At 65.2% G+C, this 13,664-nt stretch carries 12 protein-coding genes; 3 read left to right on the forward strand and 9 right to left on the reverse strand.

Features of this window, described 5'->3' with window-relative positions; genetic code table 11:
* Positions 1–20: 20 nt before the first annotated feature.
* The gene (locus CH306_RS09310) at positions 21–404 is read right to left on the reverse strand and encodes a DUF5313 family protein (protein ID WP_094646341.1); all 384 of its coding nucleotides are present in this window, start codon (positions 402–404) and stop codon (positions 21–23) included.
* Positions 405–516: 112 nt separating this feature from the next.
* Here CH306_RS09310 and CH306_RS09315 point away from each other — a divergent pair, with 112 nt between their 5' ends.
* Together CH306_RS09315 and CH306_RS09320 are read left to right on the forward strand one after the other, a co-directional pair.
* Positions 517–1,557 (forward strand): amidohydrolase family protein, encoded by a 1,041-nt coding sequence (locus CH306_RS09315; protein WP_256981106.1) that lies wholly within the window; start codon positions 517–519, stop codon positions 1,555–1,557.
* Between the two features lie 23 nt (positions 1,558–1,580).
* The gene (locus CH306_RS09320; protein WP_032397107.1) at positions 1,581–1,874 is read left to right on the forward strand and encodes a WhiB family transcriptional regulator; all 294 of its coding nucleotides are present in this window, start codon (positions 1,581–1,583) and stop codon (positions 1,872–1,874) included.
* Here the strand turns inward: CH306_RS09320 and CH306_RS09325 are convergent.
* The gene (locus CH306_RS09325) at positions 1,843–2,637 is read right to left on the reverse strand and encodes a MerR family transcriptional regulator (protein ID WP_256981107.1); all 795 of its coding nucleotides are present in this window, start codon (positions 2,635–2,637) and stop codon (positions 1,843–1,845) included. The genes CH306_RS09320 and CH306_RS09325 overlap by 32 nt on opposite strands.
* A 66-nt stretch (positions 2,638–2,703) precedes the next feature.
* Positions 2,704–3,909: a lipase family protein gene (locus CH306_RS09330; protein ID WP_256981108.1), complete on the reverse strand. Its 1,206-nt coding sequence runs from the start codon at positions 3,907–3,909 to the stop codon at positions 2,704–2,706.
* 154 nt (positions 3,910–4,063) lie between these two features.
* Here CH306_RS09330 and CH306_RS09335 point away from each other — a divergent pair, with 154 nt between their 5' ends.
* Positions 4,064–5,617: a succinic semialdehyde dehydrogenase gene (locus tag CH306_RS09335; protein WP_094646343.1), complete on the forward strand. Its 1,554-nt coding sequence runs from the start codon at positions 4,064–4,066 to the stop codon at positions 5,615–5,617.
* A 36-nt stretch (positions 5,618–5,653) separates the two neighbouring features.
* Here CH306_RS09335 and CH306_RS09340 read toward each other — a convergent pair whose 3' ends face one another.
* From CH306_RS09340 to CH306_RS09365, 6 genes are all read right to left on the reverse strand, one after another.
* Complete coding sequence (locus tag CH306_RS09340; protein ID WP_094646344.1) at positions 5,654–7,048, reverse strand: outer membrane protein assembly factor BamB family protein; 1,395 nt, start codon at positions 7,046–7,048, stop codon at positions 5,654–5,656.
* A 121-nt stretch (positions 7,049–7,169) separates the two neighbouring features.
* Positions 7,170–9,173: an MDR family MFS transporter gene (locus CH306_RS09345; RefSeq protein WP_254923915.1), complete on the reverse strand. Its 2,004-nt coding sequence runs from the start codon at positions 9,171–9,173 to the stop codon at positions 7,170–7,172.
* Positions 9,174–9,176: 3 nt separating this feature from the next.
* Positions 9,177–9,662, reverse strand: a complete 486-nt coding sequence (locus CH306_RS09350) for a MarR family winged helix-turn-helix transcriptional regulator (protein ID WP_094646345.1) — start codon at positions 9,660–9,662, stop codon at positions 9,177–9,179.
* Between the two features lie 126 nt (positions 9,663–9,788).
* Positions 9,789–10,820 carry an ABC transporter ATP-binding protein gene (locus CH306_RS09355; RefSeq protein WP_094646346.1) on the reverse strand — a complete coding sequence of 344 codons (1,032 nt, stop codon included), beginning with the start codon at positions 10,818–10,820 and terminating at the stop codon, positions 9,789–9,791.
* Positions 10,821–10,845: 25 nt separating this feature from the next.
* A complete protein-coding gene (locus CH306_RS09360; RefSeq protein WP_373453507.1) occupies positions 10,846–12,462 on the reverse strand; it encodes an ABC transporter permease in 1,617 nt (538 codons plus the stop codon).
* Complete coding sequence (locus CH306_RS09365) at positions 12,455–13,489, reverse strand: ABC transporter substrate-binding protein (RefSeq protein WP_094646462.1); 1,035 nt, start codon at positions 13,487–13,489, stop codon at positions 12,455–12,457. Before CH306_RS09365 ends, CH306_RS09360 begins: the two co-directional genes overlap by 8 nt.
* Positions 13,490–13,664 lie beyond the last annotated feature (175 nt).

Consider the following 13,664-nt stretch of genomic DNA (forward strand, 5'->3'; position numbering starts at 1 on the left):
CACAGACTATCGCCCATACATCAACCGCGGCCGTGACGGCGTTCGTAGTCGTTTCGAGTGCGGTCGGCGCGGCTCTGCGCCTTCGCGTTGATCAACTGCGGATCGAGGCCGTGGATCAACAAGCGATGCCGCCGGTAGACGTTCATCAATGCGATCGCGAAGTAGACGAGCGGAATGAACAGCAAGGCCATCATCGCCAGCGACATCCACAGCGGTCCCGGGATGAACAAGAACAACAACAGCAGCGGGATGACGGGCACCGTGAACCGCGCGATGTAGTGGACCTGCGCTCCGTTGCCCACCAAGTCCTTGCGTACCCACTCCTGCATGGACTCGGGCAGCGTGCGACCGAACGAATACCCCAGAAATTGCAGCGGGCTCGGCTTCGTACGTTCGGTGGTCATCGCGCAATGCTAGTCCGATCTTCGTTGGTACATCTCACCGTTGACTGCGGATTATCTCACATGTGACGATAACGTCAGTTGAGTCGGTGGCATCGAAACGAGGACCTCCACTGTGATCGATCGCAGAACGCTGCTGGGCACTCTCAGTGCCGCGACGATCTCCGGGGTTGCCCTCTCGACCTTGACCTCCGCCATGGCATCGGCGTCCCCCGGCCTCACGTCGGCCGGGCTCGTCGACGTCCACTCGCACATGGTTCCCGACTTCTATCTCCGCGAAGCTCTCGCGTCGGGCATCGTCCTTCCCGACGGCATGCCGAAGTGGCCGTCCTGGTCGGTCGATGAGCACCTGCAGATGATGGACGGCTGCGGCATCGACAGCGCGATCCTGTCCGTCTCCTCGCCCGGTGTGCACTTCGGTGACGACGGAAAAGCGGCCGAACTGGCTCGACGGGTCAACGATTTCGGAGCCGGGGTGGTCGCGAATCGGCCTCGACTCGGGTTCTTCGCGTCCTTGCCTTTGCCGAACGTCGTCTATTCGACGGTCGAGGCCATCCGTGCGCTGGACCAGCTGGGGGCCGACGGAGTGACGGTGATGTCGAACGCAGGCGGAATGTATTTGGGCAACGCCGCTTTGACGCCACTGCTGGTGGCGCTCGATGCGCGATCGGCGGTCGTGTTCGTACATCCGACGTCACCGCCGAATTCGGGGGCAGTATCGCTCGGGCGTCCGGCACCGATGATCGAATTCCTCTTCGACACAGCACGAACCGTCGTCGACCTGATTCTGCTGGGCGTGGTCGATCGATTCCCCAACATTCGCTGGGTGTTCACTCACGGCGGCGGAGTTCTACCACTGCTGGCGGACCGAGTCGATTTCTTCCGAACCCAGGTGGGTCTGGGGACCCCGACCACACCGGATGTGCTGCAGCGCTTGTGGTTCGACCTCGCCGGAACTCCTGTACCGAGGCAGCTGCCCGCCTTGCTGTCCACCGTCGGCCCCGATCGTCTGGTCTACGGCAGCGACTACTGCTTCACGCCGATCGCCGCGGTACAGGACCAACTGCAATCACTCGACGCCGGTGCCGCGAACGGCGGACTGGACAACTGGCGAGGGACCACATCCGGCAACGCTCGCCGACTGCTCGATCGCTGATCCGAAAGAGGTGGACACTGCCGATGAAAGCGCAAGCACTGCAACCGATCGCCGAGCACTGGGACTGGCAGATCGATGCCGCCTGCCGCTCGATGCCGGTCTCGATGTTCTACCCGCCGTTGGGATTGCGAGGATACTCGCTGAAAAGCCTCGAGCGACAGGCGAAGCTCGTGTGCGAACGATGCCCCGTGATCGCACGCTGCCTGCAACACGCGCTCGACTCCGACGAAAAGCACGGAGTCTGGGGAGGATCGACCGCACACGAGCGTTCTGCGATGGTCCGCGTCACCCCTGACGAGCGGCGTTCGCGACAATGACATCACGAAGGTACTGCGCCAAACCGTCGGCGATATCGTTGTAGTGCTTGGCGAATCGCTCGTCCGCGATGTACATCTCCGCCAGGTTCACCTGCATCTCGTAGCCGCAGTCGTAGTACCGCTCGATCGATGCCCGGTGACGCTCGGCCAGTTCCCCGGCCTCGGTGGACTCCGGCGACACACCTCGCTGCATCGCGGCAGCGAGATCCGTTTCCAGTAGATCCGTCTCCTCTTTGACGGCCTTCCAATCGTCCTTGGTGAACGACGCCGTCCGCTGCTGCGACTGCTTCCACTCGTCGGTCTCGCCCCAGCGTTGCTCGGCTTCCTCGGCGTACTCCTCGCCAACCCAGTTGTCGCCGAAGATCTCTCGCTGCTCCTCGGGAGTCAGTTGCATACCCATCTTTTTCGCCTCCATCATCTTGTCCACGGCCGCAGCCATTGCGTGCAAGTGATCGATCCGCTCGTTCAGTAGGTCGCGCTGTCGGCGTAGATGCGCCATGGCATCGACCGTAGGGTCGTCGAGCAACGCCGCGATGGCGTCGAGCGGGAACCCGAGTTCGCGGTAGGTCAGAACCTGGTGCAGCCGTTCGACATCGGCGGACGAGTACGTCCGATAGCCCTTCGGCGTTCTGCCCGACGGCACCACCAACGCGATCTCGTCGTAATGATGCAGCGTTCGGACACTGACACCCACCAACTTCGAGACTGCCCCGACCTGCAAGCCGGCCGAACCGTTCGCGGAAGAATCACTCACGAAAGACACTGTGCCGCCTCCCGTGACGTGAGGGTCAAGCTACGAGCCTCGTGGGTCGTTCCGCAGGGTCAACTCCTAGCGGATGACGCGCTCGCACCCGGAGGTCGATTCTCCGGCGAGCCGCTGCCCGAGCCAGTCGTACGCTCCGGGACGGCCGTTGGTCTGCGCCAGAGAATGATCCCCTGGAATCTCTTCGAGCCGGACCGACGCCCCGGCTGCGCACCACTGGTCCTGCACCGCCTCGGCACCCTCCTTGGGAATGAGGAAGTCCTGCAGTCCCTGGTAGATGTAAATCGGCGCGTCGGGCTTGCGCTGGCCCATGCGGTTCTCTTCGACGATCGCCTTGGTGATCGGGTGCTCGAACACGTCGGGGACGTTGGAGAGGTTTCGCTGGTCCAGCAGCAGCAGTCCCGTGTAGGACAACACGTCCACGCATTGATCCTTCTGCGCCAGAGCCAGTCGCTTGCCGTTGTCGTTGGCGAGCTGCCGCATCTCCGGGTACTCGCGGGACAGGCCGATCGTCGCCGCAGTGAACAGACCCGATCCGATCTGGCCGTTCAGTGACGTCTGCAGAATCTTGTAGTCGGTCGGCGGGCCACCGAACGCGACGCCGGCAATGTTCAACTCCGGCGCGTATTCCGGAGCCAACTGCGCGGCCCAACCCGAGGCGATGGCACCGCCGGAGTAACCGGTTATGCCGATCGGAGCGTCCGCAGCCACCCCCGCGCTCTGCGATGCGCGCACGCCGTCGAGCACGGTGTGCCCTGAAACGAGACCGGCCGAATAGGCCTGTCGAGGACCCTGATAGTCGGTGACGACCACCGTGTAGCCGCGACCGAGCAGAATCCGAACCTGATCGATCTCCTTGTTGTTGCCCCGCGGCAGTGTGTACGACGGCGCGCACTGATTACCGAGCGAGTCCGTTGCCTCGTTGTATGCGACGACGGGACGATCTCCGGCTCCTGACCACGGCGCGGTGGGCGTCAGGACTGTCGTCGCCGCCGCGATGGGGCGGTTCTTGGAGTCGGTCGAACGGAAGAGCAACTGAACGGACGACGCCTCGGGCGTCACCGCGACGTCTCGACGGTTCAGCACCGTGCCCGGCTGCAGGTTCTCGTACCCGGCCGGGGGATCGAACCACGCATCGCCCAGGGGGGTGGGCAGGTACGCAGCGGGGTCCGAAGGGGGAGCGACGAAGTCCTGAACAGGATCGGCTTGAGCCGGGCCTGCCAACGACAGCATCAATGCTGCGGCTCCGGCCAGAACGAGTGCCTTGCGCATGTGATTCCCACCCTGTAGCTCCGTACGCCCCGACGTCCGGTAGACCAGTGACCATCGTGCCATACGGTGGCGCAATTTCGGGTCTGTGAACTGAGCCAGCAAGCAGGTAGGTTGTCTGTTACTCCGAACACTACTCACCAGTAGGGACCCGTCCATGCCAGCACCGTCAGCTGCGACCTTCACCCGGCTCGCCGATCTCATCGCCATCCCCGACGCCGAATCGCGGCCGACGAAGACCATCACCGAGGTGTTCACCGGCAAGGAACTGGCGGCCATCCCGGTCGGTACCGCCGCCGATGCGACCGCCGCGATCGCGCGCGTCCGCGCAGCTCAGGCTGCCTGGGTCAAGCGGCCCGTGTCCGAGCGCGCCGAAATCTTCCACCGCTACCGCGACCTGGTGCTCGCCCACCGCGACGAGCTGATGGACATGGCGCAGGCCGAGACCGGCAAGTCCCGCGCCGCCGCTCTCGAAGAGGTTCTCGACATCTCGATGACCGCGCGGCATTACGCGCGCACCGCCGCGAAGCTGCTGGCTCCGAAGAAGGTCACCGGCATGCTGCCCGTGCTGACCAAGACCCGGGTCCGCTACCAGCCGAAGGGCGTCGTCGGAATCATCGCCCCGTGGAACTACCCGATGACCCTCGCAGTGTCCGACGCCATCCCGGCACTGCTGGCAGGCAACGGCGTCGTGCTCAAGCCCGACAGTCAGACGCCGTACTGCGCGCTCGCCTGCGTCGAACTGCTCTACAAGGCCGGTCTTCCCCGTGACCTGTTCGCCGTCGTTCCCGGCCCGGGTTCGGTGGTGGGAACCGCCATCGTCGAGAACACCGAGTACGTCATGTTCACCGGCTCCACCGCTACCGGCCAGCTCCTGGCCGAGCAGGCCGGGCGTCGACTCATCGGATTCTCCGCCGAGCTCGGCGGCAAGAACGCGATGATCGTGGCCAAGGGTGCCAACCTCCGGGAAGTGTCCGACGCGGCCGTGCGGGCCTGCTTCTCCAACTCCGGCCAGCTCTGCATCTCCATCGAACGTATCTACGTCGAGAAGTCGATCGCCGCGGAGTTCACCGAGAAGTTCGGTCAGCGGGTCCGCAACATGAGCCTCGGAGCCGACTACGAATTCGGCATCGAGATGGGCAGCCTCATCTCCGAGGATCAGATCAAGACCGTCTCGGCCCACGTCGACGACGCCAAGGTCAAGGGCGCGACCGTCGTAGCCGGAGGCAATGCGCGCCCCGACATCGGCCCGCTGTTCTACGAGCCGACGCTGTTGACGAACGTCACCGAGGACATGGAATGCGCGGCAACCGAGACCTTCGGGCCGCTGGTGTCGATCTATCCCGTCGCCGACGTCGACGAGGCCATCGAGAAGGCCAACGACACCGAGTACGGACTCAACGCCAGCGTGTGGGCCAAGACCAAGGCCCAGGGCGAAGCCATTGCGGCACGGCTGCATTCGGGCACCGTGAACGTCGACGAGGGCTACGCACCGACGTGGGGCACCACCGGTGCTCCGATGGGCGGCATGGGCGTATCCGGTGTCGGACGCAGGCACGGTACCGAGGGCCTGCTCAAGTACACCGAGTCGCAGACCATCGCGACGACGCGTCTGCTCAATCTCGGTGGACCGCGCGGACTTCCGCCAAAGCTGTGGGCGAAGATCATGCCGCCCTTCGTCAAGGCGCTCAAGTACATCCCGGGTCGGTAGAACCGGGCCCGGCGACGTCGGGCGACGAGGGACGGTCTAGGTCGTACGCAGGACCGAGATGCTCAGGGCCCTGGTGAAGATCGAGTCGGTGCCGACTCGATCGAACATCGGCCACGACTGCCGATCGATTCCCTCGTCGTCGAACGTCGCCACGGGGATGTCCCACACTGTGGATCCGGTTCCGACGTCGGTCCCGCGCAGCACATCCGGTCCGAACAGAGTGGCGACGTCACCGTCGAGCGCACCGACCTCCGCGAAACCTCCTGATTCGCGACTCCACAGCGTGTTCCCGGTGTCGAGGTCGATTGCGGATTCGGTGGCTGTGTCGTTGTTGCGCAGCAGCGCCACCGAACCCGTGACGGCGTATGCCAGTCCGTTGGTGGACAGGAACGCAGCGGCGGGTCCGGTGATCTCCGGCGCAACAGCCCAGACCAGATTCTCGTCGGTCCACACGGGATCCGGATTAGGTGGCCGATAGCCGCCCGTCCCGAGCAGCAACGGGCTCTGCTCGGCGGGTGCGTCGAACGTCGGCCGCTGCAGGGTCACGGAATTCGTTGCAGCGAGCACGGATCCGTCGGCGTCGACGATCTCCGAACCTGTGACCACGGTGGGATCCGAGCAGTCCGTCCGCACCACCCGCACGTTGCCGTCGCTCGACGCGGTGCCCGAGCGAGCGCAGTTCGGAGCTGTTCTGGACCACCGGTTCTCCCCGGTGGCGAGGTCGAAGGCGAACACTCCTCGGCCGTCGTCGAACAGCCCGATTCCGTTCTCGGTGTGCAGCGTCGAGGCGAACTGTGTGTTGGGTGAGGACGTGGAATCGAACTGCACCGACCAGTCCGCGTCCACGTCGTCCGCAGTGCCGCGAGACACCGTCGGCCGGACGCCCTCGCGGACCGCCCGAGAGGTGTACACGTGGCCGTCCGCCGTGGTCAGACCGGTGATCGGAAACGCTGCGTCCCGAGTACTCGATTCCCCGGATTCAGCGTCGACGGTGAGGATTTCGGATGTCGTGCCTGCGGAGCCGCGGTAGCAGACGACCTGCCCGTCGACCAATTCCTCACCGCAGCCGACGACGTTCTCCGCGGGGGTACGCCACCGCACCGCACCGTCGGCGATGTGCAATCCCACCAGGGTGGCGTCGACGAACTCTCTGCCGTCGAGGCGGCCGACGAGCGTGACGACTGTCGAGCCGTCGGAGATGGAACCGGATTCCGTCGAATCGGTGTCGCTGCCCTGGACGGGATCACGAAACTGACCGCCCTCGACACCCACATCCGAGGGAGTGAGAGTCCAGCCCAGAGTCGGAGCAGGTCCTGTTGCACCGTCGATGGGAGTGCCGGCCGTCGACGCTCGTTCCTCGGTTCCGCACGACGCGCAGGCAAGCGCTGCTACCAGGACCGCGGCGGCGGAGACCCGGAGACGACGTGTCATGAAAGATCCTCCCGCCTGTGCAGAACCGAAAGATGGTGGACGGTTCGGTCTTGGAGCATAGAGAACGAAAAATCCCCGCACTCCCGGTGGGGGTGCGGGGAACTTTCGTCGACGCGCGAGCCTAGTTGACGCTGTGTCCGTTCAGTCCGGCGTGTGCGTAGTGATTGCGACTGTCGGGAATGTGGTTGTCTCCCAACACCCGAGCAATCTGCTGCTCACTGAGTCCGAGGCGACGAAGCCGCTCGCAGACCGCATCGAAATCGAGCATTCTCGCGTCGAGTTCCTGCTGCAGTGCAATCACTTCGGCGCGGATGGTCTCGGCCTCGTCCAGTGCCGCCAGCGTGTCCTTCGGCTCGGGTAGCAGCAGGGCGAGCAGCCGGTCACGTGCGTCGGTGCTCAGACCCTCGAAGGGGCGCTGCCCCGGCTGCGCCTCGTGACGCCCCTCGGCGCGGCCGCCCTCGAAGCGACGGTCGGTCTCGTACTCGGCGGAGACGTAATCCTGCGTGGCACCGAAGGAGGGAATCTCGGCGAGCTGGTCCTGCGGCTCATCCTTGGGTCCCTGGGCAGGGGTCGACGCGATGTCGATCGTCTGGCGCAGTGGGCGATTCGGAATGAAGACGACCGCGATCAGCGTGACGATCGCGACGAACCCGGCGATCATGAAGATGCGACCGGTCGCATCACCGTACGCGGTGCGGATGACTTCGAGGACCGGAGCAGGCAGTGAGGTGAGATCGAGCGATCCACCGCCGCCCGACGAGCTGTCGACGCCGAGCTGGGCCAGGCCGGCTGCGGACTTGTCGGCCACCCGGGTCGCCAGCAGGGAACCGAGAACCGAGACGCCGATCGCGCCGCCGAAGGTGCGGAAGAACGCAACCGTCGACGATGCCGCACCGACGTTCTGCACACTGACCGTGTTCTGCACTGCGAGAACGAGATTCTGCATCAGCATGCCGGTACCGAGGCCGACGATCGTGATGAAGATGCCGACCGTGACCAGGCTGGTGGCGTGATCGATGGTGCCCAGGAGCAGGAATCCGATCACCAGCAGGATGGATCCGGTGACGATGAACGGCTTCCACTTTCCGAACTTGGTGATGAGCTGACCCGAACCGACGGAGGCCACGAGCATGCCGAACACCAGTGGGATGGAGAGCAATCCGGCTTCGGTCGGGGTGTAGCCGCGAGCGGTCTGGAAGTACTGGCCGAGGAAGGTGGTGGCTCCGAAGAGGCCGACACCGACGGCGATGGAGGCGATGATGGCCAGGCCGGTGGTGCGCTCGGTGACGATCTTGAGCGGGATGATCGGCGACTTGTGCCGAGCCTCGACGACGACCGTCAGGATCAGCAGCAGAACTCCGCCGCCCACCAGGTAGGCAGTCTCACGGGAGATCCAGGCGTAGTAGTCCGCCTTGCCTGCGAACGAGACCCAGACTAGGAGAACGGAAACGCCTGCGGTGAGCAGGAGTGCGCCGAGCCAGTCGATGGAGACGTTGTCCTTGCGGACGGTCTTGATGTGCAGGGTCTTCTGCAGCAGTCCGAGGGCGATGACGGCAAGCGGCACGCAGACGAAGAAGCACCAACGCCAGCCGAGGGGGCTGTCGACGATGACGCCGCCCAGGATCGGGCCACCGGACATCGACACGGCCATGACCGCTCCGGTGTAGCCGGAGTAGCGGCCGCGATCACGCGGCGAGACGATGGTGCCGATGATGGCGATGACGAGTGCCGTCAGACCACCCATGCCGATGCCCTGGACGACGCGGGCAGCCAGCAGTACCGGCACGTTGTGTGCGAAGCCGGCGATGAGCGAGCCCGCGACGAAGATGACGATCGCGCTCTGGACCAGCACCTTCTTGTTGAACAGGTCGGCGAGCTTGCCCCAGATGGGAGTGGAGGCGGCGTTGGCCAGCAGGGCTGTGGTGATGACCCAGGCGTACGCGGTCTGCGAACCCTTCAGATCACCGATGATGGTGGGCAGCGCCGTCGAGACGATCGTGGTGCTCAGCAGCGCGGTGAACAGCGCGGCCAGCAGGCCGGTGAGTGCCTCGAGGATCTGGCGGTGCGACATCGCGTCGGGATCGACGACTGCCTGATTGGGCGGAGTTTCCGCAGATGTAGTCATGTTCTATCTCGCAATCGATTCAATGCGGACCACGTCCTGGTGATGGGCGTGGGCGTCTTCGTTGAAGGTGTCGTTCAGTTTGCGGATCGAGTCGAGTGCATCGAGTGCCTCGGACTCGCTCCAGCCGCTCAGCATCTCTGCCAGGCGACGTGCGCGTCTGTCCCAAATTTGTTTCAGTCGAACCTGGCCGACGTCCGACACACAGACCCGGGACGCCCTTCGGTCGTCCGGATCGGGATGCCGATCGATGTAGCCGAGGTCGACGAGGTCCGCGATCTGCCGGCTGAGGGCGGACTGGCTGACGCAGAGCCTGCTGGCCAGGTCGGTCTGTCTGCATTCGCCCTCGGTCGCCAGGATGGCCAACACTCCGGTCAGGGCCTGCGGCAGGGGTGAATCCTCGACTCCGGTGGTCACGGCCCGCTTCAGCGTGCGCCCGAAGAGGAAGACCTCTTCGACCAGCGACTCCGCTGTAGTGGATCGAACTGCCATGAGTGCTCCAACGATGAGTTCCATTTACTTGCTGTCTGCAACCATATATATACATACATGCGCTAAGCAAACATTATTCCTGTCTGGTGGGTCACAGGGTTGGAGCCGGATCGCGATCGAGGGTGGCTAGCTCGGGTAGAAGAACGACCGCCGAACGCTCAACGCGACGGTCTCGCCCACCTGCGGGCGCGGTCCACGCACCGAGCATCGGAAGTCCACGTCGCCGGAGCGAACCAGAACGTCGCTGGCATCACGTCCGAACAATGAGGAGGTCACGGTGCCGCTGATCTTTTCGTCACTGACCCCGCCGTCGGGCACGATCTCGATGTCGGTCGGCAGGATTGCGAGCGTCCCGGGTCCGGAACCCTCCGCCGCGAGGGTGAGGGAGCCCGAGGAGAAGGTGCCCTGCGCGACGGTGCCGTCCACGAGGGTGGCGTCGGACAGGAAGCGGGCGACGAACGCCGATGCCGGAGCGCGCACCACGTCCTCGGGCGTACCGATCTGTGCGACGGCACCCTGATCGAGGACGACCACCCGGTCGGCGAGGGCAAGGGCCTCGGTGCGGTCGTGGGTCACGTGCAGGACGGTCAGGTTCGCGGCCCGCGTCAGAGCGCGCAGTTCGAGACGAAGGCGATCACGCAGGGGCTCGTCCAGCGCAGACAGTGCCTCGTCGAGCAGCAGCGCTCGCGGCGAAGAGACGAGGGCGCGAGCGAGTGCGACGCGTTGTCGCTGGCCACCGGACAACGTCGACGGATCCCGCTTCTCGAGCCCGGGCAGCCCGACGAGTTCGAGCACGTCGGCGACCTTCTTCTCGCGTTCGGTCTTGGTGACCTTGGCCAGTTCGAGTGGGTAGGAGACATTCCGTCCGACGCTGCGGTGCGGCCACAGCGCGTGCTGCTGAAACACCATGCCGAGCTTGCGCGACTCGGGAGGCGTCGAAAGTTGCTTGTTCGCAACCACATCGGGGCCGACGGCAATCGAACCGGCGGTCGGCGTCAGGAAGCCGGCGACGGTACGCAGTAGCGTGGTCTTGCCGGAGCCCGACGGCCCGACGAGCGCAACGAACTCGCCGTCTGCGATCTCCAGGTCGATGCCCTCCAAACCGATTGTGCCGTCGGGGTATCGGAGGCCGAGCTGCTCGATCGTGATGGCGGACATCGATTCCTTCTTCTCGGCGTCGGAGCTACGGGCGTCCGGCTCGAGTGGATGCGACGAGGCCGAGGCCTGCGAATCCCACGAGCGCGACGAGTAGGGACAGGGCGGAGGCGGCGTTGTAGTCGCCTGCTTGCTGCAGGTTGAAGATGGACACGCCGAGGGTCTGTGTGCCGGGCGCGACGAGGAGCACCGACATGGTCAGCTCGCGGACCGCAGTGAGGGCGACGAGTACCGAGCCGGTGATCGCAGCCGGTATCGCCATCTTCCACGGCACGTCCCACAGTGATCGAAGATGCGACGCGCCAGAGGATCTGGCGACTTCTTCGAGGGCTGTCGGAGTGGAACTCAACGGTGCGCGGACTGCTTGGACGACGATCGCGAGAAACGCCATCACGTAGGCGCACAGGATGACCCACGTGGTGTCGAACAGGCCGGTGTATCGGCCGATGATCAACCAGCCGACCGCGATGACGAGGCCGGGAATCGCCTGCGGCAGCATCGCTGCCAGATCCAGGCCGACGTTGTCGCGGGAGCGAGTGCGGGTGGTGAGCACGCCGATGGCCAGGCCGAGGAATCCGCACACCACAGCGGCCCCGAGGGCCAGGGTCACCGAGTTCTGGATGCCGACCAGCGTTCCCGGTGCGGTGACCGCGCTCTCGATGCTCTGTAGCGTGAGATTGGCCCAGGTGAGTGGTACGCCGGGAGCCGGCAGCAACGCCTGCGTGGCCAACGCCAGGATCGGCAACACCGTCAGAGCCAGCCCGATGAGCCAGAAAACGATTCCTGCGGGAATTCGACTGCGACCCAGCGGAAGTAGCTGCGGGGCAGTGACCGCGCCGTCCAGTTGAATCGATCGACGGCCGAGAATGCGATCGATCGCTACTGCGACCACGGCGAGTGCGAGGAGCCCGATGCCGATGGTCGAGACCACTTCGAGGGGGCGATCGACGGTGCCCGACTGGATGTATCGGTACACCATGGTCGAGAGCGTGACGTAGCGCTCGGGCAATCCGATCAGAGCTGGTATGCCGAAGTCTGCGAGATTGGATACGGCCGTCAACGTCAGTGACGCCAGCAGGGCCGGACGCAGCAGTGGCAGCGTCACGTCGCGCATGGCCCGGAACGGAGATGCTCCGGCAATGCGGGCCGCTTGTTCCAGATCGCCCGGTACGCGCCTTAGCGCCGCCGAGATGATCAGGTACGCAAGCGGGTACGAGTGGACCGTGAGCAAGAAGATCACCCCGTCGCCGCCGTAGATGTTCCACAGCGGACCGCCGCCGAACGTCTCGTTCCAGAACGAGTTGATCATTCCGCTCGGGCCCAATAGACCCGTCCAGGCGATCGCGCCGACGAACGGCGGGATCAGCAAGGGACTGAGCAGAATAAGGCGCAGCACCGACCGGCCCGGCAGATCGGTGCGATCGAGAACGAGGGCCATGACGGTCGCGATGGCCACCGCCGCGGCCGCGGACAGACCTGCCGACACGATGCTGTTGGCCGCAGCCGACGCGATTCCGCCGTCGAGCAGCTCCTGGATGTGGTTGCCGCCCAATCCGATCGAGACCACAGCGGCCAGCGGAGCGCCGATCAGGGCGAGGACGGCCAACCACAGGCAGGCGCGTACCCAGGTGATGCGGTCAGCCAAGAAGATCGTTGAACGTGGCGACGGCATCGGGCTGCGAGGCGGTGATCGTGTCGAGGTCCGGGTTGAGCAGTTCGATGTCGTCGAGCGCGGGCGCACCCTCGGGCGTTCCGACATCGGACCGGACCGGCAGGTACTGCTGCTCGACGGCGATCTCCTGACCGCGCTTGCTGACCAGGAAGTCCACGTACCTCTGGGCGGCCTCCTGGTTGGCCGAGTCCTTGAAGATTCCGGCGGGCTCGGAGATGTACGGGACACCGTCGGTGGGGTACGACGCAGCGATGGGCGAGCCCTTCTCGGCCAGCTCGCGCACCAGGTAGTCGACGACGATGCCGACGGGCTGGGTGCCGGCGGCGACGGCCTGAGCGACCGGGCCGTTGCTCTCGGCGACCACGGGCTCGTTGGCGACGAGGTCGGTGAGCCACGGAAGGCCGAGGTCGTCCTGACCGAGCCACACCGCGGTGTTGAACGCGGCCGCGCCGGACACATCGGGATTGGGCAGCGTGATCCGGCCCCTGTACTGGGGATCCGCCAGTTCTTTCCACGACGTCGGGGGCTGCGAGACGGCGCCGGTGTTGTACGCGATGACCGTCGGGATGATGCGGGTGCCGACGTAGTAACCGTCGGGATCGACGACGTTGGGATCGAGCGCGTCGACGTCGGCAGGGGTGTACTGCAGAAGGAGATCGTCGGCCTTGTACTTCTCGAACGTGGGGGCGTCAGCAGCGAGCAGAACGTCGGCACCGATGGAACCGGTCTGCCGCTCCGACGCGATGCGCGCGTTGAGATCGCCGGTGCCGGCGCGGAACACCTGTACGTCGATGCCGGGGTTCTCCGCCGTGAACTCGGCGTTGAGCGCGTCGATCTTGGCTTGCGGCTCAGAGGTGTACACCGTGAGGGTGCCGCTGGCCCCGTCGCCATTTCCACCGGCCTCGGGAGCCGCAGGCTCGGAGCAGGACGCAAGGGTGAGGGCGGCGAGACCGAGGATTCCACCGGTGGCAACGCGACGAACAGTGTTCACTTGGTACATCTCCTGGAGGCATCGAGCACGGAAGTTGCTCATGCTTCCGACCCGAACCGACGCGCAGGCGTGTGTTGCGGGAACTGCACGTGTCGCCGGGGTGAACGACGCGATGGCGTCAGGGGCTGTGGATCTCGACAGCTCTTCGGTGCCTCGCTGCCACGGGTCCAGCATCGACTCGCCG

The organism is Rhodococcus sp. 15-725-2-2b (genome assembly GCF_002259075.1).
In the GTDB taxonomy this organism is placed as follows: domain Bacteria; phylum Actinomycetota; class Actinomycetes; order Mycobacteriales; family Mycobacteriaceae; genus Rhodococcoides.

What these genes read in the sequence shown, in the direction of transcription:
- CH306_RS09310 (WP_094646341.1), bottom strand. Translation starts at nt 404, where the DNA reads ATGACCACCGAACGTACGAAGCCGAGCCCGCTGCAATTTCTGGGGTAT.
- CH306_RS09320 (WP_032397107.1), top strand. Translation starts at nt 1,581, where the DNA reads ATGAAAGCGCAAGCACTGCAACCGATCGCCGAGCACTGGGACTGGCAG.
- CH306_RS09330 (WP_256981108.1), bottom strand. Translation starts at nt 3,909, where the DNA reads ATGCGCAAGGCACTCGTTCTGGCCGGAGCCGCAGCATTGATGCTGTCG.
- CH306_RS09335 (WP_094646343.1), top strand. Translation starts at nt 4,064, where the DNA reads ATGCCAGCACCGTCAGCTGCGACCTTCACCCGGCTCGCCGATCTCATC.
- CH306_RS09340 (WP_094646344.1), bottom strand. Translation starts at nt 7,048, where the DNA reads ATGACACGTCGTCTCCGGGTCTCCGCCGCCGCGGTCCTGGTAGCAGCG.
- CH306_RS09345 (WP_254923915.1), bottom strand. Translation starts at nt 9,173, where the DNA reads ATGACTACATCTGCGGAAACTCCGCCCAATCAGGCAGTCGTCGATCCC.
- CH306_RS09350 (WP_094646345.1), bottom strand. Translation starts at nt 9,662, where the DNA reads ATGGCAGTTCGATCCACTACAGCGGAGTCGCTGGTCGAAGAGGTCTTC.
- CH306_RS09355 (WP_094646346.1), bottom strand. Translation starts at nt 10,820, where the DNA reads ATGTCCGCCATCACGATCGAGCAGCTCGGCCTCCGATACCCCGACGGC.
- CH306_RS09365 (WP_094646462.1), bottom strand. Translation starts at nt 13,489, where the DNA reads ATGTACCAAGTGAACACTGTTCGTCGCGTTGCCACCGGTGGAATCCTC.